The 24861-nt window shown below is 65.0% G+C and carries 16 protein-coding genes and 1 pseudogene; 12 read left to right on the forward strand and 5 right to left on the reverse strand.

The window, feature by feature from the left end; all coding sequences use genetic code 11:
* Positions 1-6: 6 nt before the first annotated feature.
* The 3 genes and pseudogenes from AC6UUM_RS04190 to AC6UUM_RS04200 form a co-directional block, all read right to left on the reverse strand.
* Positions 7-420, reverse strand: a pseudogene (locus AC6UUM_RS04190) (acyl-CoA thioesterase).
* A 115-nt stretch (positions 421-535) separates the two neighbouring features.
* Positions 536-2233: an alpha/beta hydrolase family protein gene (locus AC6UUM_RS04195; protein WP_500804087.1), complete on the reverse strand. Its 1698-nt coding sequence runs from the start codon at positions 2231-2233 to the stop codon at positions 536-538.
* Positions 2234-2311: 78 nt separating this feature from the next.
* Positions 2312-3577 carry a YdcF family protein gene (locus AC6UUM_RS04200; RefSeq protein ID WP_500804088.1) on the reverse strand — a complete coding sequence of 422 codons (1266 nt, stop codon included), beginning with the start codon at positions 3575-3577 and terminating at the stop codon, positions 2312-2314.
* Positions 3578-3762: 185 nt separating this feature from the next.
* Here AC6UUM_RS04200 and AC6UUM_RS04205 point away from each other — a divergent pair, with 185 nt between their 5' ends.
* The 6 genes from AC6UUM_RS04205 to phnX all read left to right on the forward strand — a co-directional run bounded on the left by AC6UUM_RS04205 (position 3763) and on the right by phnX (position 10754).
* Entirely contained in the window at positions 3763-5010 is a 1248-nt protein-coding gene (locus tag AC6UUM_RS04205) for an NF038122 family metalloprotease (protein ID WP_500804089.1), read from the forward strand.
* A 278-nt stretch (positions 5011-5288) separates the two neighbouring features.
* Entirely contained in the window at positions 5289-6575 is a 1287-nt protein-coding gene (locus AC6UUM_RS04210) for a spinster family MFS transporter (RefSeq protein ID WP_500804090.1), read from the forward strand.
* An 84-nt stretch (positions 6576-6659) separates the two neighbouring features.
* Positions 6660-7448, forward strand: coding sequence for an SDR family oxidoreductase (locus AC6UUM_RS04215; RefSeq protein ID WP_500804091.1), 789 nt, complete (start codon positions 6660-6662; stop codon positions 7446-7448).
* 147 nt (positions 7449-7595) lie between these two features.
* A complete protein-coding gene (locus AC6UUM_RS04220; protein ID WP_500804092.1) occupies positions 7596-8858 on the forward strand; it encodes a DUF5690 family protein in 1263 nt (420 codons plus the stop codon).
* Position 8859: 1 nt separating this feature from the next.
* Positions 8860-9969 (forward strand): TIGR03364 family FAD-dependent oxidoreductase, encoded by a 1110-nt coding sequence (locus tag AC6UUM_RS04225; protein ID WP_500804906.1) that lies wholly within the window; start codon positions 8860-8862, stop codon positions 9967-9969.
* Positions 9969-10754 carry a phosphonoacetaldehyde hydrolase gene (gene phnX, locus AC6UUM_RS04230; protein WP_500804093.1) on the forward strand — a complete coding sequence of 262 codons (786 nt, stop codon included), beginning with the start codon at positions 9969-9971 and terminating at the stop codon, positions 10752-10754. The genes AC6UUM_RS04225 and phnX overlap by 1 nt, the downstream gene beginning before the upstream one ends.
* Here the strand turns inward: phnX and AC6UUM_RS04235 are convergent.
* Both AC6UUM_RS04235 and AC6UUM_RS04240 read right to left on the reverse strand, forming a co-directional pair.
* Positions 10745-11305 (reverse strand): phosphonate degradation HD-domain oxygenase, encoded by a 561-nt coding sequence (locus AC6UUM_RS04235; protein WP_500804094.1) that lies wholly within the window; start codon positions 11303-11305, stop codon positions 10745-10747. The two genes, phnX and AC6UUM_RS04235, sit on opposite strands and share 10 nt — an antisense overlap.
* Positions 11306-11312: 7 nt before the next feature.
* A complete protein-coding gene (locus tag AC6UUM_RS04240; protein WP_500804095.1) occupies positions 11313-12200 on the reverse strand; it encodes a tyrosine-protein phosphatase in 888 nt (295 codons plus the stop codon).
* A 220-nt stretch (positions 12201-12420) separates the two neighbouring features.
* Here AC6UUM_RS04240 and AC6UUM_RS04245 point away from each other — a divergent pair, with 220 nt between their 5' ends.
* The 6 genes from AC6UUM_RS04245 (at position 12421) to AC6UUM_RS04270 (ending at position 24848) form a co-directional block, all read left to right on the forward strand.
* On the forward strand, positions 12421-14886 hold the full coding sequence (locus tag AC6UUM_RS04245; protein ID WP_500804096.1) for a TonB-dependent receptor: 2466 nt from the start codon (positions 12421-12423) through the stop codon (positions 14884-14886).
* Positions 14887-15269: 383 nt separating this feature from the next.
* Positions 15270-18107 (forward strand): TonB-dependent receptor plug domain-containing protein, encoded by a 2838-nt coding sequence (locus AC6UUM_RS04250; RefSeq protein ID WP_500804097.1) that lies wholly within the window; start codon positions 15270-15272, stop codon positions 18105-18107.
* A 102-nt stretch (positions 18108-18209) separates the two neighbouring features.
* Positions 18210-19640, forward strand: coding sequence for an amidohydrolase family protein (locus tag AC6UUM_RS04255; RefSeq protein ID WP_500804098.1), 1431 nt, complete (start codon positions 18210-18212; stop codon positions 19638-19640).
* Between the two features lie 84 nt (positions 19641-19724).
* The gene (locus AC6UUM_RS04260) at positions 19725-21608 is read left to right on the forward strand and encodes a gamma-glutamyltransferase family protein (RefSeq protein WP_500804099.1); all 1884 of its coding nucleotides are present in this window, start codon (positions 19725-19727) and stop codon (positions 21606-21608) included.
* Positions 21609-21625: 17 nt separating this feature from the next.
* Complete coding sequence (locus tag AC6UUM_RS04265; protein ID WP_500804100.1) at positions 21626-23521, forward strand: outer membrane protein assembly factor BamB family protein; 1896 nt, start codon at positions 21626-21628, stop codon at positions 23519-23521.
* A gap of 25 nt (positions 23522-23546) precedes the next feature.
* Positions 23547-24848 (forward strand): PQQ-dependent sugar dehydrogenase, encoded by a 1302-nt coding sequence (locus AC6UUM_RS04270; RefSeq protein WP_500804101.1) that lies wholly within the window; start codon positions 23547-23549, stop codon positions 24846-24848.
* The last annotated feature ends 13 nt before the right edge of the window (positions 24849-24861 follow it).

Consider the following 24861-nt stretch of genomic DNA (forward strand, 5'->3'; position numbering starts at 1 on the left):
TGGGCTTCACTGGCTCTGGCTTGATCCCTCTTCGTCTTCCAATGGCGGTATGGCCCGCTGCCGGCGTTCCGCGTCTATTGCCACGAAGATGAAACGCGCCTGGGTGACCCGTGTCGGTTCAGAGCCTGTGCGATCGCGACGCCAGGCCTCGACGTCGATGATCATGGACGTGCGCCTCGTCTGGACCAGATCAGCATAGACGGACACTTCGTCGCCAACACGCTCCGGCTGCAGAAACTTCATGGCTTCCACAGCCGCGGTGGCGGCGCGCCCTTTGCAGCGCCGGGTTGCGACAATGCTGGCCGCCATGTCCATATGCGCCATCAGTCATCCGCCAAAAATGTCGCCTGCCGGATTGGCATTTGCCGGCATGGCGGTGATGCGGATTGCCGGTTCCCGAAACGTGGATCGCGTTGTCATCTGAAGCCCCCAAATTGACCCACAAGAATGCCGTCAAATCGGCCGGATCTTCCCTCGCCCAAATTGAAGCATTTCCATCAGAACCGCGACGCCGTGGCAATCCCGTTCAGCCGCATCAGACGACCTGTGTGGCGGTCCCTGCCACGACATACCAGGTCACCAGAAGTCCGCACAGCAAGCCGCCGGCCACGGCATTGCCGGTCCGGGCCTGCGTGAAGGTGCCGATGGCCGCAACGGTGGCGAGCAATGGGACGAATTGGATGGCGATGACGCTGGTCAGCGGATCGAACGCCGTCGGCAGCCGGCCGGTGGCGAAGAACAGGCCATAATCAACAACGAGCAACAGCAGGAAGCCGGCCGCCAGCGCCAGCATGGCTGCGCCATAGCGCATGATCCAGCCGTCGGTGGGCACCGCCAGCCGTGCCAGCCCGCCATGTGTCACGATCTGCGCGAAGCTGATGGGCACCAGATAGACCAGCGCAATCCGCAACTGATCATGGCTGAGCGGCTTCAGCGCCACCACCCAGAAGCGGAAATCGATGGTGAACCATGCCGCCATCGCGATCAGCGCCAGATAGGCGATGGCGGCGGTCGCCAGCGCCAGCAATGCCGATCGCAGCCAGTGTGGCGCCGCGCGTGGCGCAGCCGGGGGGCCGAAGCGGGACAGGAGCAGCGACAGCCCGGCGTTGAGCAAGGCCCAGATTGTCACCTGCGTCGAGACCGTCTGGGGCAGCAACGCCGATGGCGGCAGCAGCAAGTTTACCGCAATGAACGCCGGGAAGAAGGTGATGGCCGGCAGCAGCGCCGTCAGCGCGAACTGCTGCCACCAGCGGCGGTCGCGGCGTGGCAGCCCCAGTTGCGGTTGCGGCGGCGCGCGGCGCAGTGCTGCAAAAATCGGCAGCGTCAGCAACAGATCGAAACTGCCGACCAGAAGGGCGACAAAGCCGACGAGCGCGATTCCCGTCGCGACTTCCTTGCCGAACCAGATCTGGTCATCGGCGGGCAGGGGCCGGCCGCCCTCAAGCGTGCGGCCGAACCAGTCGATCGCATCGCCGATCGCGGCATGACTGATGTGATCGCCTGGGTGGGTGGTGGTGGGCTGCGTCAGCCGCCGTGCCGTGCCGGCGGCGATATTGCCGTAAATGCGGCCCGGCTCGATGGCTGCAGTGCCGAACACCGCCTGCAATTTGGCGCTGCGCGCCACATCCTGCGCGCGGATAACATCCCACATCAGCTTGGAAAATTCGTCGTAGCGGCTGAACACCAGCGCCAGGTTGCGCGGCCAGGCCGGCGTGCCATCGGCTGCGAAGGGCTTGCCGGTGGATGACCCTTCCAGCACCATCGCGCGGTAGGCATCGGGCATGGCGGCGGCGGCCGCAAGCACGGTCCAGCCGCCCATGCTATGGCCTTCCAGGCCGATGTTGGCCTTGTCCACCATCGGCAGTGCGCGCAGCCAGGCCAGCCCGGCCGGGCCGCCAAAGCCTTCGGAAAACGCCGCGCCGCCGGAATAGCCATGGCCGGTCTGGTCGAGCGCCAGCACGACATAACCGCGACGGGCGAATTCGATGGCGAACCCATCCTGTGTCTCGCGGCTGTTGATATAGCCGTGGACGGCGAGGATGCCCGGCGCCGGCGTTGTGGGCGTGGCGGTGGCCGGCACGTACAGCAATCCGCTCATCTCGGTGCCGGCAGCCGAACGAAAGCGGACATCCTGTACCGCGATGCCGCCTGCGGTCTGGATGCGGCCCGCTTGCCAGGACCCGCCCAGGATCAGCGCCAACCCGAACAGAAACAACCACCAGCCCTTGCGCATCGCCGCCATCCCCCGTTCGATGTGTCATTCAGGCAATAGCACCGCTCTGGCGTGACCCCCATTGCTGATTCCGCGTGTTCAGGGGTCGAGCGGATCCAACGGTTCGACATGAAAGGCCGCGCGGTCGGGGCGGAATTCAAAAGTGAATGGCGCGGCTGCCGTCGTCACCACGCCCGGCAGCACACCGGTTTCCGCCCGCGTCCGTTCCTGCAGCAAACTGCTGCCGATATAGGGCGCTGTCGTCGGATCGGTAACGATCAGCGACGGCTGATCCGTGGGGAAGCCGGCGGCAAACAGCAGGCGTGCGCTGTTGCGCAAATTGGTGGTGGTGTGCCGTGCATGCGGTTCGATCAGGATGCGATCGGCCGGGATGGCATATTGCGCGATCAACAGTCGCTTCATCTCGATGGCTTCGTTGAACGGCGTGCGATTGGGGTGAACATTGCCGCCGCTGACGATCACGAACGGGGCCAGGCGCCTGGCGAACAGATCGGCGGCCCGCGCCATGCGGATATGGCCGAGTACGCCGGTGCGCGATTGCGCATCTTCGGGGCCATGGCCGAACAACAGCAGCGCGGGATAGCGATAATCGCGCCAGCGCGTGCGGCGAATTTGTGCCACCGCCGCCGCATTCTCGCCGGCCAGCAACGGGCGAAAGGCGGCAGCGTCCGTGCGTTCGTTCAGGCGCAGCAGCCCGGTGCCAAAGCGCAGCGACGGATCGAACACCAGATCATCGGGGCGCGCCGCTGCTTGGGTTACCTTTGCATGGGCATCCAGCATGGCGGCAAATTCCGGCCGCTTCACATCGAAGATGATGGCATCGATCGCCGGATAGCGCGGCGGCCTGCCGGCACCATAGACCGCAACCAGATGATTGAGGCCGGCGGCCGTATCGGCCCACGCCGCGGCCAGCAGATCGGCATCTGCCAGCGCCGCGTGGCGCGCAAAGCGGCCGGAGGCGCGCATATGGCGGCGCATCAGCGCGTCGGCCATGCCCGGCCGCGCCGCCACGTCACGCAGTGCGGCGGTGACGGCGGCAATGTCGGCCGGAGTCCACATCCAGGCGTCTGCCAGGCAATCGGGCCGCTGCGTGCAGGCAGCGGCCACCCGCTGCGCCCGCGCCGCCGCCAAGGCCTGCAAGGCGGGATCGGCACGCAGCGCCGGCGCCCAACCCGGCGCCAGCCTGATCATCGCAAACAGCGGAAAATTAAGCGTTTCCAATGACTCCGCGAACGACGCCGGGTATCCCGGCGGGTTCATTGCCACGGCCGGATCTGCCAACGCCATTGCCAAAGACATTGCCAGCACGCCCGCGGCCGCACCGATCATGGAGACATTTTTCATGCGACACGCTCCCGGCCAGCAGGATGAAATCCATAATGCCGGTCGCCCGGCATTACCATGCCCTGGTCATCATGAAGCGGAGATTCCGGCCGGTCATCGGCGCGCGCAGGGCCGCGCAATCGACAGGGCAGCGGTGATGGGCTAGCCTTCGCGACTCAGAAGCGGCGCTAACACGGGGGCAGGCGATGCGGACAATGAACAAGGGCGGGATCTTGATGCTGGCGACGGCGCTGTTGGCCATTCCGGCCAACGCAGCGACGATCGTGTTGAGCAATGCCGGCGGCGTCACGGTTGGCAGCGATGTCTACAACGGCTTCAACGCGGCGGCATCCTTCTGGGCTTCGGTGCTGACCGACAATGTCACTATCAACCTCAATGTCAGCTATGCATCGCTGGGCGCTGGCATTCTCGGTTCGACCAGCAGCACGATGACCAGCCAGTCTGCGACTGCCGTGCTGGCAAGACTGCGCGCTGATGGCACCTCCACGCTTGATGCCACCGCCATCGCCAATCTGCCGTCCCTGTCACAGGCGGGCGGCCTGTCGATGATCACCAACGGTTATAAGAATACGTCCACCAAGACCGGCGTCAATGTCGCGACGAAAATCTACGACACCGATAACAGCGCCAACAACACGGCGTTGGCGCTGACCACCGCCAATGCCAAGGCGCTGGGCTTCGCCGGCTTTACCGGCGCCGATGCCAGAATCACCTTTTCCAGCAATTTCGCGTTCGATTTCTCGCCGGGCGATGGCATCACCAGCGGCAAATATGATTTTGTCGGCATCGCCACCCATGAAATCGGTCATGCGCTCGGCTTCATCAGCGGTGTCGACACCTATGATTATTACGGCGGCCGGGGGCCGGGGGCCGGTACCACGCTCAACCTCAACAATTACAGCATCGGCTCGACGCTTGATCTGTTCCGATTTTCCAAGGATCCGACCAACCTCGTGCCCGGCACCACGCCGGTGCTCGATTGGTCGGTGGCAGGCACGCCCTATTTCTCGGTCGACAAGGGCGTGACTCAAATTACGCTGGGCACCGGCACCGGCTTGTTCTCGACCGGCGCCTATAATGGCAATGCCCGCCAAGCCTCGCACTGGGTCGATAACAGTTACACCACCGTGGGCAGTTGCCAAACCCCCACCACGGCGCGTGGCATCCTGGACCCGACCACCGGCAAGTGCGAGATGCTCGCCGTCACCGCGCTCGATCTCGCCGCCTTCGATGCCATCGGTTGGAACATCGCCACGGGCGCCCGCGACAGCGGCGCGGTCAAATTCACCACCACCCAGATCGCCGGCTTCACCGGCGCGGTGTTCAAGATAGGAGCGGTACCGGAACCGGCCAGTTGGGTCATGCTGATCGCCGGCTTCGGGATGACTGGCGCAGCGCTCCGCCGCCGCCGCATTGTTGCCGCCATCGCCTGACGCCTGCGGCAGGGCTTTGCCAAAGGGGCGGCAGTCGAAAGCTTGCCGCCCTTTTTCGTGCCTGTGGCCCGCATGGGCCTTCAGCCAGTGCAATTACCAACCCGTTCCAACGTCGGCCTCAGCCGAACGCCGGACTGCGTGCAAGGCGCTGATCATCCGCCACGACAGAGCGTGCCGCGCGCCACGCGAACAGAAACCGCTTGCCCGTCAAATCGGCTTGGCAGCATAGAATACACGGCCTTGGCAACGCGGGGCAGGGAAAAAGGGCGTCCGAGGGCATGCAGACCACACAAGGACGCTCCCGCTATCGCTACACCGTCGTGTCGTTCCTCGCGGTGGTCTACACGTTCAATTTCATGGACCGGCAGATCATGTCGATCCTGCAGGAACCGATCCGCATCGAGATGGGGCTGTCCGATACCCAGCTCGGCATGTTGACCGGGCTGACCTTCGCGCTGTTCTACACGACCTGCGGCCTGCCCGTGGCCTGGTTGTCGGATCGCTATCGCCGGGTGTCGATCATGGCGGCGGCCTGTGGCATCTGGAGCCTGTTCACCGTGGTTTGCGGCCTGGCGACGAATTTCACCCAGCTTGCGTTGTCACGGGTGATGGTCGGCGCCGGCGAAGCTGGTGGGTCGCCGCCCTCGTACAGCCTGATTTCCGATTATTTCCCGCCCGAGGAACGCGGCACCGGGCTGGCGATCTATTCCTTGGGCGTGCCGGTCGGTTCGGCGCTTGGCGTGGCGGTCGGGGGCTGGGTGGCAGCGCATTATGGCTGGCGCACGGCCTTTGTCGCGGTCGGCCTGCCGGGGATCGTGCTGGCCGGGCTGTTGCTGCTGGTGATCCGCGAACCGAAACGCGGCGGGCTCGATCCGTTGCCGTCGGGCGCCGTGGTGCATGATGCCCCACAAGGCATTGGCGCCGGGCTCGCGACTTTTCTGGGGAACCGCACGATGCGGCTGACGGCGCTGTCGTCGGGTCTGTCGGCGTTTGTCGGCTATGCGATGTTGAGCTGGAACCCGCCGTTCCTCGAACGCGTCAAGGGCATGAGCCTCACCGAGGTCGCGGCTTATTACAGCCTGGTGCTGGGTGTGACCGGCTTCATCGGGACGTTCGCCGCCGGCTGGCTGGTGGACCGGTTGGGGCGGCGCGACCGCCGCTGGTATGCCTGGGTGCCGGCCATCGCCTTTGCGCTCACCTTGCCGGCGCTGGCGGGGATGATCCTGGCGCCGACCTGGCAGATCGCGCTGGCCTGCCTGGCGGTGCCGGCGCTGCTCAACAACATGTATCTGGCTCCGGCGCTGACGGTCGTGCAGAATGCCGCTCCGCCGTCGCAGCGCAGCCTTGCCGGGGCCACCTTGCTGTTCATCCTCAATCTGATCGGGCTTGGCGGCGGGCCGCTCTACATCGGCTTCATCAGCGATTTGGCGACGGCGCAAGGCGCGGAGCAGTCGCTGGTCGTCGGTTATGTGGCGCTGTTTCCGGTGATCCTGTTGACGATCTTCGCGCACCTGATGGCGGCACGCTCGATGCGCGGGACAACAACGCTGCACGCCGCCGCGTGAACGCCGTTGGCGCAGAATTGGCAGTTCACTTCGCGCCCCATCCCGGCGACACAAGCCGGTACGTCAGCTTGAAAGGCACCTGATATGGACACCAGCAACTTGTTTCGGCTCGATGGCCGTGTCGCCCTGGTCACTGGCGGCAGTCGCGGCATCGGCAAGATGATCGCCGCCGGCTTCATCGCCCAGGGCGCCAAAGTCTATATCTCGTCGCGCAAGGCAGCAGTCTGCTTTGAGGCGGCCGCCGAACTGGGGCCCAATTGCATCGCGCTGCCACAGGATGTTTCCACGGTCGCCGGCTGCCAGGCGCTGGCGGCACAATTGGCGCAGCACGAAACCCGGCTGGATATATTGGTCAACAACGCCGGGGCCGCCTGGGGGGCCGCCTTTGATGTGTTTCCGGAAAGTGGCTGGGACAAGGTGATGGACCTGAACGTCAAATCGCCGTTCTTCCTCACCCAGGCCCTGCACGGCTTGCTCAAAGCGTCTGGCTGCCGCGAGCAGCCCGCCAAGGTGATCAACATCACATCGATCGACGGCATGAGGCTCAATCCGCAGGAGACCTACAGCTACCACGCTTCCAAATCGGCGCTGATCTATCTGACAAAGCGCATGGCGGCACGGCTGGTGAACGATGCCATTCACGTCACCTCGATCGCGCCCGGCGCCTTTGCCAGCGAGATGAACCGGGTGGCGCGCGATCAGGGGGAGCGGGTTGCAAAGGTCATTCCGGCCCGGCGCATCGGCGTGGACGAGGATATGGCCGGGGCCGCCATCTATCTGGCGAGTCGCGCCGGCGATTATGTGGTTGGCGACACCATCACGGTGGACGGCGGCGTTGCCCATGCCAATCTTGGTTCGGCATTTGACGGATGAGGGTTCATCTCGGCGCCAGCCTGAAGGGATGGTGAGCGCATGATCGGCCCGGCTCATTCCGGACTGTAACCGCGTTGCCGCACTTGGTGTTTACCAAGCCCCTTTATGGGCAGGCAGGAACAGGATTCGCGTGGGCAGGCGCTGGGCATGGCCGGCGCCATGCCGCGGCTGCTGCTGGGCGGGTTGGCGGCCTTCGCGGCCTATTTTGCGATGTATGCCTTCCGCAAGCCGCTGGCCGTGGCGGGCTGGACCGATGTCGGGTTTCATCCCTTCGGCCTTGATTACAAGACAGCGCTCGTGATCGTGCAGGTGGTGGGTTATGCCGCCTCCAAGCTGATCGGCATCCGGGTGATGGCCGGCTTTGGCCGCACGGGCCGCGCCAGCGCCATCTTTGGGTTGATCAGCATTTCATGGCTCTGCCTGGTGGCCTTTGCCGTGTTGCCGCCGGTGCTGGGTCTGGCCTGCATTCTGATCAACGGCTTTGCACTCGGGATGATCTGGGGGCTGGTGTTCAGCTATCTGGAAGGGCGGCGCACCACCGAGCTGCTGGGGGCGATGCTGTGCGGGGCGTTCATCCTGGCCTCTGGTGTGGTCAAATCGGCCGGTGCGTTGTTGTTGCAGGCCGGCGTGGCGGAACATTGGATGCCTGCCGCCACCGGGCTGCCGTTTTTCCCGGTGCTGATCCTCTCGTTATGGCTGTTGGAGCGGATGCCGCCGCCTTCGGCCGCCGACGAGGCGGAGCGAACGCCGCGCCGCCCCATGGACAAGGCCGAGCGGGCGGCCTTCCTGCGGGCGCATGGCTTGCCGATGGCACTGTTGTCGGCCAGCTATGTCGTACTCACCGCCATGCGCGATTTCCGGGACAATTTCGCGGCCGAACTTTGGACGGCATTGGGCATGGGCGGGTCTGCCGCGGTGTTTTCCGCCAGCGAGTTGCCGGTGGCGGTCATCGCGCTGGGCGCGCTTGCCGGGCTGATTCTGGTGCGCGACAATGTGAAGGCGATGCTGGCGATGCATGGGGTGATCATGCTGGGCGGCGTGCTGCTGGGTCTGGGTACATTGGCCTTTCAGGCCGGGCTTGTCGGCCCGATGCCGTGGATGATCTTGGCCGGTGCCGGGCTGTATCTCGCCTATCTGCCGTTCAACGCCATGCTGTTCGATCGCATGATCGCCGTGCTGGGCCGGACGGCCAATGCCGGGTTCCTGATCTATATCGCCGATACCGCCGGCTATGCTGGCAGCATTGCCCTTTTGCTGTGGCGCAGCCTGTTTGCCCCTGCAGTGGACTGGGTGCCTTTGTTCATCGCCTGTGCCCATGTTGCGGCCGTGCTGATCATCGTGCTTACGGGCATTTCTGCGCTGTATTTCTGGCGGCTTGCCGGCCAACAACGGGAGATGGTGATTGTCTGAGGTGATCGTGGTGGGCGCCGGTATTGTCGGCCTGGCCCATGCGCTGGCCGCGGTGCGGGCCGGCGCGCGGGTGACAGTGGTGGACCGGGACGCGCGCGCCAATGGCGCTTCCATCCGCAACTTCGGCTTCATCACCGTCACCGGGCAGGAACGCGGCCGGGTTTGGAACCTGGCCATGCGCAGCGCCGGCATCTGGCGTGACGTTGCGCCCGCCGCCGGCATCCGCATCGAACAGCAAGGCTTGTTGGTGGTGGGGCAGCGGCCAGAGGCCGCGCCGGTCCTCGATGCCTTCATGGCCACCGAAATGGGCGAAGGCTGCCGGCGCCTGACGGCTTCGGCGGCTGGCGATCTGTGCCCGCAGGCCCACGCCCTCGCTGGTGCCATCTTCAGCCCGCACGATCTGCGTGTTGAATCGCGTGAGGCGCTGCCTCGGCTGGCCAGTTGGCTGGCCGCGGCGCACGGCGTGCGCTTCCGTTTCGGCAACGCCGTGGTCGGGGTGGAAACCGGCCGCGTCGCCTTGGCCAACGGCGAAACGCTGGCCGCCGATGCCATTTTCGTCTGCCCCGGCGATGACTGGGCTTCGTTGTTCCCGGACATCTATGCCGCCGAAGCGATCACCCGCTGCAAGCTGCAGATGCTGCGCCTCGCCGCGCCCGGCTGGCGGCTGCCGGCCCCGCTGATGAGCGACCTCAGCCTGGTGCGCTATCTCGGCTATGCCGCGCTGCCCGAAGCAGCCGCACTCAAGGCCCGGCTCGCCACGGAGGCGGCCGATGCCTTGGGTTGGGGTATCCATCTGATCGTGGTGCAGAGTGCCGATGGCAGCCTGGTGGTGGGTGACAGCCATGAATATGGCTCGACGCCCGATCCCTTCGGCCGTTCCGACATCGATGCTGAAATACGGCGCCAATACGAGGCCGTGCTGGGCGCGGCCCCGGCCGTGACCGAGCGCTGGACGGGCACCTATGCCTCAGCCGCCGGCCACAGCATCGTGCGCTCACCCATGCCCGGCGTGCATCTGGTGGTGGTGACCAGCGGAACCGGTGCGTCCACCGGCTTCGCGCTGGCGCAAGACGTGGTGAACGGGGTGTTTGGCAAGGGGGAGTCAATCTGATGCACGCAAATCTGCAGGCCGTGGTGTTCGATTGGGCGGGCACGATGATCGATTTCGGCAGCCGCGCGCCGGTGGTTGCGCTGCTCAAGCTGTTTGAAGCCTTTGACGTGCCGATCAGCGAGGCCGAAGCCCGCGCCGACATGGGGCTAGCCAAGCGTGATCATATCGCCGCCATCCTGGCCCAGCCGCGCGTGGCCGCAGCCTGGGCCGATCGCCATGGCAGGGCGCCCGACGTGGCCGACGGTGATCGGCTGTTTGCCCGCATCACCCCGCTGATGCAGGCGGCCGCAGGCGAAACCGCCATCCTGATCCCCGGCGCCGCCGATGTGGTGCGCCACTTGCGCGCGCAGGGTGTGAAGATCGGATCGTGCACCGGCTATACGCGCGAGATGATGGACGCCATCCTGCCCGCCGCCGCTGCGCAGGGCTATGCACCCGATTGCCTGGTGTGCGCCGGCGACACGGCTTTTGGTCGGCCCTCGCCGCTGATGTTGTGGAAGAATCTGGTCGAACTAGGCGTGTGGCCAGCCATCGCTGTGGTGAAGGTGGACGATGCCGCGGTGGGCATATCGGAAGGACGCAGCGCCGGCACCTGGACGGTGGGCGTGGCCGCCAGCGGCAACAGTGTGGGCCTGTCGGCCGAGGCGCTGGCCGCGCTGCCGGCGCAGGATCGGGCCGAACGCATCGCTGCTGCGCGGGCCGAACTGTTGAAGGCCGGCGCCCATGTGGTGATCGATACGGTGGCCGATCTGCCCGCGGTGTTGGCCGGCTTTGCTTACGGCTGAACGGGAACGCGCAGCAAGCTGGCGAGCAGGGAGCGCCAGCTTTCAAGCGGCGGCACCGCGTATTGCGGATCCTTGGCGGCATCATCCCAGCGGCGCAGCGCGATGGCATCGGCGGCATGTGGGTGCGTGCCGAAGCAAGCCCGTGCTTCGGTGTCCATTGGCCCGCCCTGCAAGCCAAGGCTGAGGATGGAGGCAGCGCTTAGACCAGCCTGATAGACCGGATCAACACCGCACAGATAACGCTTGGCTGCAACATGCAGGCGAACGGGTTCGGTGACCTCGGGCCCGAACCAGCGGGCCAGCAGCGCCGCACCCCGAACTTCGTGGCGGGCATCGATGCCGGCCTCCTCCGCCGCCGAACCAGCATCATCGAGCAGCTGGCCAATGTCATGCAACAGCGCGGCTGCAACCAGGGCAGGGGCCGCGCCTGCCGCCTGTGCCAGCGCCGCGCATTGCGCGGCATGGGCATATTGCGTCACGTCCTCGCCATAATGCTGCTGGCCGGCGCGGCGGAACGGGGCCAGCAACTGATCGAGAGCAGCATCGATCATGGGGTACTCAACGTTCGGTGTAGAGCCGCACCAGTTCGCGCCGCTCGGCCGGGCCAAGGCCCAACGCCTCAGCCAGATAAGCGTCGACGCCGCCCTTATGAGCATCCATCACGGCAAACACCGCATCGATGTAGCTGCGATCAACGCCCATGATCGCCTTCAGCACTTCGGGCGGCAGGCGCTGATACGCTGCGGCGCCAGCCGTGCCGTTGCCCATCTTGGCAGGGTCGAAATAGCGGTTGGACAGGAGATAATCCTCGATCACCGTGTCACGCGGGACGCCAAGCGCCGTCAGCAGCAACGCGGCGGCGATCCCGGTGCGATCCTTGCCGGCCGAACAATTGAAGGCGAGCGGCGCTTCGCCGGCCAGCAGCTCGGCAAACATCCGCCGATACTGGCCGTTGAACTGGCCGAGCATTGCGGGATAGCTGCTGGCCATCGCCGCCCGCGCGCTTTCCCCGGTTGGGGCCGGGCCGCCAAACACCACAGCCAGCGCCCGCATGTCGAGCGTGTAATCATCGGCCAGCACGCGCGGCGCCGAAGCCGCCGGCCACACCACGGCCTGCGCCGCGCGCTCATTCTTGTCGCGCAAATCGCAAACGGTGCGGATGCCCATGCGGGCCAGCATGGCGAAATCCGCCGGCGTCAGATTGTTCATGGCGCCGGAACGATAGAGCAGGCCCCAGCGCGTGGTGCGGCCATCCTTGGTGCGATAGCCGCCCAGATCGCGAAAATTATTGCCGCCTTGCAGCGGTAGCAGGCGCAAATGTTCGGCCGCATTGGGGGCAGCCTGCGGTTGCCGTGCGGCCACTGGGGCGGCCGAAAATTGCGCGGCCGCAAATGCCAGTGCAATCGCCGCTGCAAGATGCAGACGGCGCACTTCATAATGTCGCATGGCATTGCTCCCAGACTTATCAGCCACGCGGTAACCGGTTCCTGTTACCGAAAAATTTCATCCCCGGCCGCAATGTTGCAGCCAAATCATGTATTTTCCGTAATTTTCAGTACGTCACGAATTTGCAAAAAGACTGCCAGCGTTTCGTAGCAAAAGCGGTGCAGGAGCGCCCCCAGAGCGGTGCCGAAGGCGGCCCGTGCACGTTGATCAGGGGGCAAACATGATTCGCAACGTTCAGGCACATGGGTTCACCGCGTCAGTTCTGGCGATGGCCGTGGCAGCCGCAATGCCCGCCCAGGCGGCTGAAAATGCCGCCGAGGTCGCGGCCGCTGCCGTTGCCGAGGATCCTGAAGGCCTCGCCGAAATCGTCGTCACCGCGCAAAAGCGCAGCGAAAATCTGCAGAAGACGCCGATTGCCATTGCCGTGCTGGGCAGTGCCCAGCTGACCGATCGCCACGTGGTCTCGCTGCTCGATCTGGGCGATGGGGCCATCCCGTCGTTGAAGATTGCACCGTTCTTCTCGCGTCCCGGCGTGCTCGTCATCAACATCCGCGGCGTCGGCGTGATGGCCGACAGCAACCAGCCGGCGCGTGATCAGGGCGTGGGCGTCTATGTCGATGGCGTCTATCTCGGCCGGGCGCAGGGCCTGGGCGCTGCGCTTTATGATGTCGAGAATATCGAAGTGCTCAAAGGCCCGCAGGGCACGCTGTTCGGCCGCAACACCATGGGCGGCGCAGTGAGCATCGTCACCAAGAAGCCCAGCGGCCAGTTCAAGTTCAATACCACCATGGGCATCGGCAACTACAACAGCTACAATGCGGTCACCCACATCGATCTGCCGGAAGTCGCCAACATCAGCTTCAAGATCGACGGCATCCTGTCGCGTCGCGACGGCATGGTGGACAACCCCTTGCAAGGCCAGAACGATTTCAACAGCTTCGACAAGCGGGGAATCCGCCTTGAAGCGTTGTGGCGTCCGACAGACAATTTCAGTGTCGATGTCGCCGTGGACAACAGCTATGATGCCACCAGCACCCTGTATCTGCAGCAGGTGACCCGCCCGTTGGGCCTTCCGGCCACGGCCACTGGGCCTGCGATCCCGCCCAACTTCGTGGCCGGGATCAACCCGGTGTCGGCAACCCGGCTCAGCGCCGCCAAGGTCGGCGTGCCGCAGCCGCTCAGCATCGGCAAGACCGAAGGCTATCGCCTCGGCGTCGAATGGGACGCGGCTTCGAACCTGAAATTCAAGTCGATCACCGCCTATCGCGTGATGAGCCAGACCCAATGGGACAATGGCTCGGCGGATTCGACGCTGTCGATCGCGCCGACTGCGGCCAATCCGAACGGCAACTTCCTGATTGCCACCGGCGGCGGGCCTTATCAATTCGGTCGTATGAGCGTCGCGCCGTTCCGCCAGAACCAGTTCAGCCAGGAAGTCGAAGCGGTGGGTGAAGTCGGCCGCGTGAAGTTCGCTGTCGGTGCCTTGTTCTATCAGGAAAAGGTGCAGGACAACGCCCAGGCGTTCAACACCATGCAGGTGACCGACGCTGCCGGCACCACCTTTGTCCAGCGTCAAATCGATTTCAACACCCAGGTCATCCAGCGCGCCAGCTATGTGAAGGTCACCAGCGTTGGCGTGTTCGGCCAGGGCACCTACACGCCGCCGATTGCCGACGACAAGCTCCACCTGACCCTGGGTGGCCGTTGGACCCGCGACGAGAAGAAGGGCAATCTGTTCACCATCAACGGTGCGCTGCCGGTGGTGCCGGTCAATGGCGTCAACGTCTCTGCCAAGATTCCGCTTGATCAGGCGTGGAGCCGCTTCGATCCGATGGTCACCCTGGCGGCCGAAGTGACGGACGATGTCCTGGTCTATGGCAAGTGGAGCACGGGCTATCGTTCGGGCGGCGCCAGCTCACGCTCGTTGACCTACCGCGCGTTCAATCCGGAATCCGTCTCGATCTTCGAAATCGGCGGCAAGGCCCAGTTCTTCGACAACCGGGTGCGCTTCAACTTCGCGGCGTTCACCGGCACGTACAAGGATATCCAGCTCGATTTCAGTGGCCTGTATGAAGACGTGATCAACGGCGTGCGCGTCACCACCACCCGCACCACCACCGATATCATCAACGCCCCGGGCACTGGCCGGGTGAAGGGCTTCGAGCTAGAATTTCTGGTCAACCCCGCCAAGGGCCTGACCCTGTCGGCGAGCTATGCCAAGAATATCGTCACCATCCCGTCGACGCTGAATCCGTTCCCGCAGACGGGCGGGGTGCTGATCCCCGTGCCGGTGCCGATCTACCAAGTCTATACGCCGGAAAACACCGCCAGTGCCTCGATCGACTATGATCTGCCGATCAAGGACTTCAAGCTGCACGCCCACGTCGATGGCAATTATGACTCGGGCTTCTACGCCAACTATACCGATGTGACCTATGATCCGGTCACCCGTGCCGTGCGTTATGCCCAGCCGAAGGGCGAGGCGGGCTTCATCGTCAACGGCCGGCTGGCCTTGGCCGATATCCCGCTGGGCAGCGGCGATGCCAAGCTCACCGTGGCAGCCTGGGCTCGCAACCTGCTCAACAACCAGTTCCTCTTCTACAAGCTTGGCAGCCCGCAAGCCGGCATCAGCGGCTTCTTCAACGATTTCCGCACCTATGGCGTGGAAGCCAATGTGCGGTTCTGACCATCGCACTGGCCTTGTCGCGTAAAGTTGCTGGCCTCGGAACGGAAGAGACGCTGCCGTGCGGCGTGACGGGGTTCTGGTGCGATTTACATCGCGTGATAGGGTATCAGACTGGCCAGCACGGGCATCACCGTGCTGGCCATCTTGCCCACATCCAGCGCCGATCGTCGCCTTTCATCGAGCCCGGCACGCCACTTGCCCAAATGCAAAAAATTGTAGCTAGTGCCGATCCGCTTTTGTCAATGGAACTTTTTCTTCCTTGCGCCCCTTTGAATGTCACCCCCTAGTTCGTCACCTTAAGGGGACGTCTGGCACAATCGGGGGGAACGGCCATGGTCACGCTACATGCACATCTGCAACTCTGGCTTCGGGCTTCGGCCTGCATGGCCGCGGTTGCCATCGGTACGGCAGCAAGTGCCCAGACCGCCGCAGCCCCAAACCCTGCCGCTGCCGCCGGGCCAGCGGCAGAAGACGAGTTGATCGAGGTCACTGGCACGCGCGTCGTGCGTGACGGTTATCAGGCGCCGACCCCGGTGTCGGTGGTGACAGTCGATGAACTGCAGAAATCGGCCACGCCCAACATCGCCGATTTCGTCAACACGCTGCCGGCGGTGTCGGGCAGCTCGACGCCGCGCACCACGGTCACCCAGGTTGGCGCCGGCCGCCAGGGCATCAACGCCATCAACCTGCGCGGCATCGGCGTGGTCCGCACGCTGACGCTGCTCGATGGCCGCCGCGTTGCCGGCATGGCCAATGATGGCACCGTCGATGTCGGCCAGCTGCCGCAGCTGCTTGTCAACCGGGTCGATGTCGTCACCGGCGGTGCGTCGGCTTCCTATGGCTCGGACGCGCTGTCGGGCGTCATCAACTTCGTGCTCGACACCAAGTTCACCGGCATCAAGGGCGAAGTGAACGGCGGCGTCACCACCTATGGCGACAACCGTACCTATCGCGTGGCGCTGGCCTGGGGCACCGGATTTGCCGGCGGCCGCGGCCACATCCTGCTCAGCGGCGAAATCGCCCATGAAGACGGCATCTACAACCCCAGCAACCGCGACTGGACCAAGGCGGGCTGGGCGTTCATCAACAATTCGGCCTACACCGCCACCAACGGCCAGCCGCGCGTGCTGCTGCGCCCGGGCGTCGGCCTGTCGACCGCCACGCTGGGCGGCGCCATCGCCTGTTCGGCCACCGCAGCCTGTTCCTCGCTGCGCGGCATCGCCTTCGGTCCCGGCGGTTCGCCCTACAATCTGGTGTTCGGCCCTGTCGTCTCCGATCCGCTGATGGCTGGCGGCACACTGGCCGACAACAATGTGCGCAACGGGGTGGACAACAGCCTGCTGCCCCGTCAGGACCGCCGCAACATCTTCGGCCGCGTCAGCTTTGACGTGGCGGATGGCTGGAATGTCTATGCCGAGGGCATGGCCGCCTATTCCGAGGCCGACACACGTTATTATTACGGCAACTTCCCCAACAACCTGACGGTGCGCGCCGACAATCCCTATATGCCGGCCGCCATTGCCGCGCGCATCACCGGGCTCGGCCTCACTTCAGTGCCGTTCGGCACGCTGAAGGGGGACAATGGCGCATCGGGGGCCAACGCCAAGCGCGAATTCACCCGCTTTGTCGGCGGCGTGGATGGCAAGTTCGATGCGTTCGGCAGCGAATGGACGCTCAATGCCTATTTCCAGCATGGCCGCGCCACGTTGGTGAACACCGCCACCCGGGCGACCAACATCCCCAATTTCAACCGCGCCATCGATGCGGTGCGGGCGCTGAATGGCAGCATCGTCTGCCGGTCGACGCTGACCGATCCCACCAACGGCTGCGTGCCCTACAATGTGTTCGGCACCGGCGTGAACAGCCAGGCGCAGATCAATTACGTGATCGGCAATCCGTTCCGCAGCGATGTCTACACGCAGAATGTCGCCAGCCTCAACCTGGCGGCCGAGCCGCTGGAAATCTGGGCCGGCCCGGTTTCGGTGGCCTTCGGGGTCGAGCACCGCACCGAAAAGGCCACTGGCTTTGCCGACGCCATCACCACCCAGAGCCCCGGCAACTGGGACACCACCGGCGGCCTGCCCACCATCGGCAGCTACAAGGTTTCCGACGTCTATTTCGAAACCGTGGTGCCGCTGGCCAAGGATGAAAGCTGGGCGCGCTCGCTGAACCTCAACGCCGCGGTGCGCGCGGTGAAATACGAGGTCGGCACTTATGCCACCTGGAAGCTGGGCCTGGAGTACAAGCCGGTGGACGGCATCCGCCTGCGCGGTGTCGTCTCCCGCGACGTGCGCGAAGCCAATCTGGCCGACCGCTTCGCCGGCGTGTTCCAGAGCCAGGCCTCGTTCCAGGATCCGAACCGCAACCTGGCCAACACCACCGCGCGCTCGCTGGCATCGGGCAACCCCAATCTGGAACCGGAAATCGGCCGCACCACCAGCGCCGGCATCGTGCTGCAGCCCGGCTTCCTGCCCGGCTTCAACGCCTCGGTCGACTGGTACAAGGTGGACATCAGCCAGGCGATCGGGTCGCTCACCATCCAGCAGATCGTCAACCTGTGCTTTGCCGGCAACCAGGATGCGTGCAGCCGCATCATCGCGACGCCGGGCGCGGTCAACCAGTTCGATATCGCCAATACGCCGCTGAACCTGGCCAAGGAAACCACCCAGGGCATCGATATCGAGACCAGCTACCGCTTCAACACTGCCGACGTGATCCCCGGGCTGGACGGCACGATGTCATTCCGGGCGCTGGCCACGCGATTCCTGAAATATGATGTGGATTCCGGCCTGCCCAATTCGCCGATCGTCGAGCGTGACGGCACGGTGAACCTGCCAAACTGGCGCTACAGCGTCCAGATCAACTGGGACAATGGCCCGCTGTCGCTCACCGGCATCGTGCGCGGCATTTCCGGCGGCGTGATCAACAAGTTGTTCATCCAGTGCACCACCGGCTGCCCGACCTCCACCGCGGACCGGCCGACCTACGACAACCAGAGCGTGCCGGCTGCTGCCTATATCGACCTGTCGGCCACCTGGCGCTTTGGCTCGGAGCGGCAATATCAGCTGTTCTTCAACGTCCGCAACCTGACCAACAAGGATCCGGCGATTGTCGCCGCTGGCCCGACCGGGTTCGGGGCATGGAACAACAACCCGGTTTCGGCCGGGCAATATGACACGTTGGGCCGCTTGTTCCTGGCCGGTTTCCGCTTCAAGCTGTGAGGCAAGGCTGGCGCACGGCAGGCTGGTGGGGAATGATGGCGCGCGGCCCAGTCCGAGGGGGCATCGCGCCGGGCCTGAAGGGGTGAGGGCATGGAGGGACACATGAAGTTGAACAGCAACGCCGCCAACCGGCGGGACGCGAAAGGCCGGGGGCTGTTCACAACGCTGCGCACCCTGGCGACCGCGGCCATTTCGCTGGCCTTGGCCCTGGTGACGGCCCCGGCCCTTGCCCAGCAGCCGAAGACAACGGTGCTGACCGGCGGCATGCTGATCAGTGGCCTCAGCGTGCCGCCGCTGCATGATGCCCGCGTGGTCATCAAGGGTGACCGGATCGTGGCGGTCGGCCCCGCATCCGAGATCGCCATTCCCGCCGGGGCCACGGTGATCGACACCAGTGGCCAGACGATGATGCCCGGCCTGATCGACGCGCACGCCCACCTGTTCATGCTGGGCTATGGCGACGAGGCTGCCTGGTTCAAATGGCTGGCCGGCCCGGGCAAGAAATATTCGATCGAAAAGATCATGGAACTGTCCGGCTGGCAGTTGCTGATGTCGGGCGTCACCTCCGCCATCGATCTGGGCGGCACGGCGGGCGACAGCATCGCCCTGCGCAACCGCATCAACAAGGGCGAGGTGGCCGGGCCGCGCCTGCTGGTGGCCGGGCCGCTGGTTACGCGCCGCGCTTTTGGCGGCTTCCCGGCCGAAGCGTCGGCGGTGATTGCCAGCCCCACGGACGCCGCGGCGGTGGTGGACAAGTTGTTTGCGCAGGGTGTGGACGTCATCAAGGCGCACGCCGGCCTGACGCGTGAGGATTATGCCGCCATCGTGGGCGCCGCACATGCCCACAAGATCAAGGTGCACGCCCACGTCTATGACGAGGAAGCGGTGCGCAACGCCTTCGAAACCGGCGTCGATGTGTTGCAGCATGTCGGCTCGGCTGGCTTCCCGACCTATTCGGCGGGGCTGGTGCGGGCGATTTCGGAAGCCGGCCGCCCGGTGGTGTTGACGGCGGCGCATCGCAGCTGGATTTTCCCTGATACGGTGGCCTTCCCCGGCCGCCTGCAAGACCCGGCGACCAAGGCGCTGTTTCCCGCCGACATCTGGGCCGCCGTGCAGGCCTCGTTCAAGGAATGGCCGGCCGAAAGCTATTTCGCCGGCATCGACCGGCAGATGAAGTTCCGCAGCCCGCAGGTGAAGCAATGGATCGAATCCGCGGCGGTGATGGGCGTCGGCACGGACAGCGGCACGCCGATGAACTTCAACAGCGACGGCCTGATCCGCGAAATGAAGGTGCTGGTGGATGAAGGCATGCCGGTGCGCGAAGTGATTTCCAGCACCACGCGAGTCAACGCGCGGATCATGGGCAAGCCCGATCTCGGCACCATCGAACCGGGCAAGCTGGCCGACATCATCGCCGTGCCGGGCGACCCATTCTACAGCAATCTGAACAATTTGTTCGGTGTGCAGGTCGTGATCAAGAACGGCGTTGTTTACAAGAAGGACGGCAAGCCGACGATCCCGATGCCGCAGTGAAATCGGCATCGCGATGACCTTGTGCCTTGGGGCCGTGCATGTCCTGCGGCCAGGGGCACGGCGCAAACCAGCGGGAGCCTGCACGTGACGAACCAGCCCAAGGATGAAAAGGCCCAGCCGGCAACCCTCGGCCGCCGCGAACTGCTGATCGGCGGTCTTGCTGCAGCGGGCATGGCCGCCACGACATCGCCAGCCATGGCGCAGACGCCGCCGGCAGGCCAGGCGGGCGTTGGCCGGCAGGCGCCGGATGCGCCGCGCACCGGCGCTGCCACGGTGGCGCAGCACCGTGTCGAAGTGCCTGGCCCGCATGGTCTGGTGGCCGCCGGGCATCCGCTCGCGTCCATGGCCGGCTTGCGCATGCTGATGCAGGGTGGCACCGCCGCCGATGCGGCCGTCGCGGTGATGGCGGTACTGAATGTCGTGGAGCCATGGGCATCGAGCATCGCCGGCAATGGCTTTGCCACCTGCCTGGAAGGCAAGAGCGGCAAGGTGACGGCGCTGGCCTTCACCGGCGCCGCGCCGCGCCTGCTGGATGACAAGGCCAGCGTGGCCGACCTGACCGCGGGCGCCAAGGCAGTGGTGACGCCGGGGGCCTTTGGCGGCATGATCGCCTTGGCCCGGCGCTATGGCCGGTTGCCGCTGGCCACTCTGCTGGAACCGGCCATCGGCTATGCCCGCGACGGCCATCCGCTCGATCCGTCAATTGCCCGCACCATCATCCGCCAGCAGGCCGTGCTGAAGCGTTTTCCCACCACGGCGGCCATCTTCTTTTCCGGCGGCAATCCGCCCACGCCCTACATGATGTTCAAGAACGAACCGCTGGCGCGCAGCTTTCAGGCGCTGGCCGATGCGGAAACTGCGGCGCTGAAGGGTGGCGCCAGCCGCGACAAGGCGCTGATGGCGGCCTATGACCATTTCTACAGCGGGCCGATCGCACAGGAAATGTCGCGCTTTTCCGAAGCCAATGGCGGCTGGCTGCGCATGGCGGACATGCAGAGCTTTGCGCCGAAATGGGTGGACCCGATTGCGACCAGCTATCGCGGCCTCGATGTCATCGCCTCGCCGCTCACCTCGCGCACCGGCCTCGAAACCTGCGAACAGCTCAATCTGCTGGAAGGCTTCGATATTGGCGCGCTGCCGCCGGACAGCCCGCAGGCGCTGCACCTGATCGCCGAATGCATCAAGATCACCAAGGCAGACGTGTATCGCTATGCCTGCGATCCGGCTTCGGCCCCCGCCCCGGTGGCGACGCTGATTTCCAAGGAATTTGCCAACCAGCGCCGCCGGCTGATCGATCCAGCGCGGGCGATTCCATTTCCTGCGGGTGCGGACATCGGCGGTGCAAAACTGCCCAATCGCCCGCCGGCCGGGCCGAGCCACGCCGACGGCGATACCACCAACATCTCGATCACCGACAGCGAAGGCAATGCCGTGGGCGTCACCACCACATTGGGCGGCGGCTTTGGCGCCTGCGTGGTGATGGGCGACACCGGCATGTTGTGCAACAATGGCCTGCGTGAAGGTTCGACGGCGCCCTATCCCGATCATCCGAATTTCGTGAAGGGTGGGCGCATTCCATTGCTCGGCAATTGCCCGACGGTGGTGCTGGAGCGCGGCCAGTTCAAGATGCTGTTTGGCACGCCCGGCGGTGAGACGATTGGGCAGACCCAGTTTCAGCATCTGATCAACATCGTCGATCGTGGCATGCCGGTGCAGGCCGCCATCGAGGCGCCGCGGCTGGCGCTTGATCCCGATCCGGGCTTCTACACGCCCGGCGCTGCCATCACCGTGCAGCTTGAATCGCGCTTTCCCGAAGCGAGCGTGGCCGGTCTGCGGGCCATGGGTCACAAGGTGGCAGTGGTTGGCCCCTATGCGATCGGCAGCATCCAGGCGGTGTTGAAATCGGCCGAGGGCACGCGGATCGCCGGCTCCGATCCGCGCCGCATGGGCTATGCGGTGGGCTATTGAGGCAGGATATGGCGCGCATGTGGATGATCGGAAAATCGGCCCTGGCCCTGGCGATTGCTGGGCTGGCAAGTGTGGCGCAAGCCGCGCAGCCGGGCGATTGGCCGCATTTCGGCGGCGATATCGGTGACACGAAATATTCGGCGCTCAGCCAGATCAACGCCGGCAATATCGGCAGGCTGAAGGTGGTGTGGCGCGCGCCGGCGATCGATCCGGCGGTGGTTGCGCAAACGCCTGGCCTGCAGCTGTCGAACAATTTCCGCCACGCCCCGCTGGTGATCGATGGGGTGATGTATATCAGCAACCAGCTGGGGCAGGTGGAGGCGCGCGACCCGGCTTCGGGCAAGTTGCTGTGGCGGCAGGGCAATTTCGAAGGCGAAACCCCGTCGCGCGCCAACGCCAGCCGCGCGCTGTCCTACTGGAACAAGGGCGGGGTCGCCCGCATCGTCACCGTGCGCGGCGCCTATCTCTACATCGTCGACGCGAAGAACGGCGCCTTTGTGCCGGAATTTGGCGACAAGGGCCGGGTCGATCTGCGTGCCGATCCCAAGACCGCCTTTTCCTGGACGGCGCCGTCGCCGATCGTGGTGGGTGACGTGATCGTGGTCGGCGGCCAGCCGCTGGCCACCGGCACGGCGGATATCAACAAGGCGTCGCTGCCCGGCGATGTGCGCGGCTATGACGTGCGCACCGGCAAATTGCTGTGGACGTTCCACACCATCCCGCGTGCCGGCGAGCCGGGCGTGGAGACCTGGGAGAATGACAGCTGGAAACAAGGCGGCAAGACCAAGGTCTGGTCCGCTTTCTCGGCCGACGAGACGCTGGGCATCGTCTATGTGCCGCTGAGCGCGCCGACGAACGACTATTATGGCGGTGCGCGGCCGGGCGACAATCTCTATGGCGATTCGCTGGTCGCGCTTGATGTGAAGACCGGCCGCAAGGTCTGGCATTATCAGACCGTACATCACGATCTGTGGGATTATGACCTGCCGACCCCGCCGATGCTGGCCGACATCAAGGTGAATGGACGGCTGCGCAAGGCGGCGATCCAGGTGACCAAGATGGCCTATGTCTTCGCCTTTGACCGGGCGACCGGCGAGCCGCTGTTCCCGATCGTGGAAACGCCGGTGCCGGCCTCCACCATGCCCGGCGAAAAGGCCGCCGCCACCCAGCCCATTCCGGTCAAGCCGGCGCCGTTCGATCGGCATGGGATGGACGAAACGGCAATCATCGATTTCACGCCGGAACTGCACGCGCAGGGTCTGGCCATCCTCAATCGCTACGTCCATGGCCGCATTTACACGCCGCCTTCGGTGGCCGGCGGGCCGGATGGCAAGCTGGGCACGCTGTACCTGCCCGGCTGGGTTGGCGGGGCCAACTGGAACGGGGCCGCGCTCGATCCGGAAACCGGGATCATCTATGTCCCTTCTGTCAGCGTGCCGTGGATCGGCCGGGACAATTATCGCCGCCCGCCCGAAGACAGTCTCTATCTGGAAGGGCCGCAGGGCCTGCCGCTGGTCAAGCCGCCCTATGGCCGGATCACCGCCATCGACATGAACAGCGGCGATCATCTGTGGATGGTGCCCAACGGCAATGGCCCGCGCGATCATCCGGCGCTGAAGGGCCTCAAGCTGCCGCCACTTGGCCAGGCGGGGCGGCCGGCACCGTTGCTCACCAAGTCGTTCCTGTTCATCGGCGAAGGCGACATGGTCGGGCTGAGCATGCCGAAGTTCAGCGGCGGCAATATGTTCCGCGCGTTGGACAAGAAAACCGGCAAGATCGTCCGCGAGATCGATCTGGGCGCCGGCACGACATCGCCGCCGATCACCTACATGCACAAGGGCAAGCAGTATATTGCCGTGGGCGTGGGCGGCAAGGATCACCCCGCCGAGATCGTGGCGTTGGCGGTCGATTAGGCGGCAGAGAAGGTCGGAAGCGCATATGAACATCAAGACCCTGCTGGCCGTGACGGCGGCCACATTTGCCATCGCTGCCTCGGCGCAACCGGTGGAAACGCCCGGCGTCACTGCACCGCTCACCCCGGCGCAGATCCTGCGCAATTATCCGCCCAATGCGCTGACCGGGGCTGCGGTCGACAAGCCGGTCGATCTGACCAGCGAGGGCGGCATGGGCATCCATGTCGTCAAGCTGGCCGAGGGGCTGTCGCATCCCGATGGCCTGGTGTTCCTGCCCGATGGCAAGACCATGCTGATCACCGAACGGACCGGGCGGCTGCGGGTGGTCACCAACGGCGTGCTCGATCCTGTGCCGGTGTCTGGCCTGCCGGAATTCGACAATGTCGGGATTGGCGGCCTGCATGATCTGTTGCTGCATCCCGACTTTGCGAAGAACAAGCTGCTCTACATCGCCTATACCAAGGCGCGGGAGCCGATGCGGGGCACCACGCTGGCCATCGCCCGCGGACGCTATGAAAACGGCAAGCTGACGGCGGTGAAGGACATCATCGTCACCGATGCCTGGGAAAGCCCGCTCGGCACCTATGGCGGGCGGATGGTCTTCGGGCCGGATGGCATGCTGTACATCAGCGTGGGTGATCGCGATGGTACCACCGCGAATGACATATCGAGCGCCCGCCCGCAGGCGCAGAATCTGATGAGCCATATCGGCAAGATCCTGCGGGTGCGCGATGATGGCTCCGTCCCGCCCGACAATCCCTTCGTGGGCAATGCGAAGGCCAGGCCGGAAATCTACAGTTATGGCCACCGCAACGTCTATGGCATTGCCTGGGATCCCCGCACTGGCGAGATGTGGGCCAGCGAATTTGGCCCGTCCGGCGGCGACGAGATCAACCGCATCCTGCCTGGCCACAATTATGGCTGGCCGCTGGTCTCGCTTGGCCGCCACTATTCCGGCAGCCTGGTTTCGGATCAGCCTTGGGTGCGCGAGGGCATGGACAATCCCCTGTTCTTCTGGAACCCCACCTTCAACCCGGAAAACATGCTGTTCTACACCGGCGACAAGTTCCCGCGGTTGAAAGGGAGCTTGCTGGTTGCCGGCGCGGGATCGAAGAAGATCGCCCAGATGGTGATCCGCGGTGACGTTGTGCGGCAGGGCGATGTGATGCTGCGCGAATTGAACGTGCGCTTCCGGGACATTCGGCAGGGGCCGGACGGTTATCTCTATGTGCTGACCGAGGGCCGCCTGCGCGGGCCCAAGGATACCGACGGCCTGCTGCTGCGCCTTGAGCCGCGAGCTTCGGCGGCCGCGCCGCCGACCGACTGATCCCCGGATGCTT

It is taken from the genome of Sandarakinorhabdus sp. (assembly GCF_987265915.1).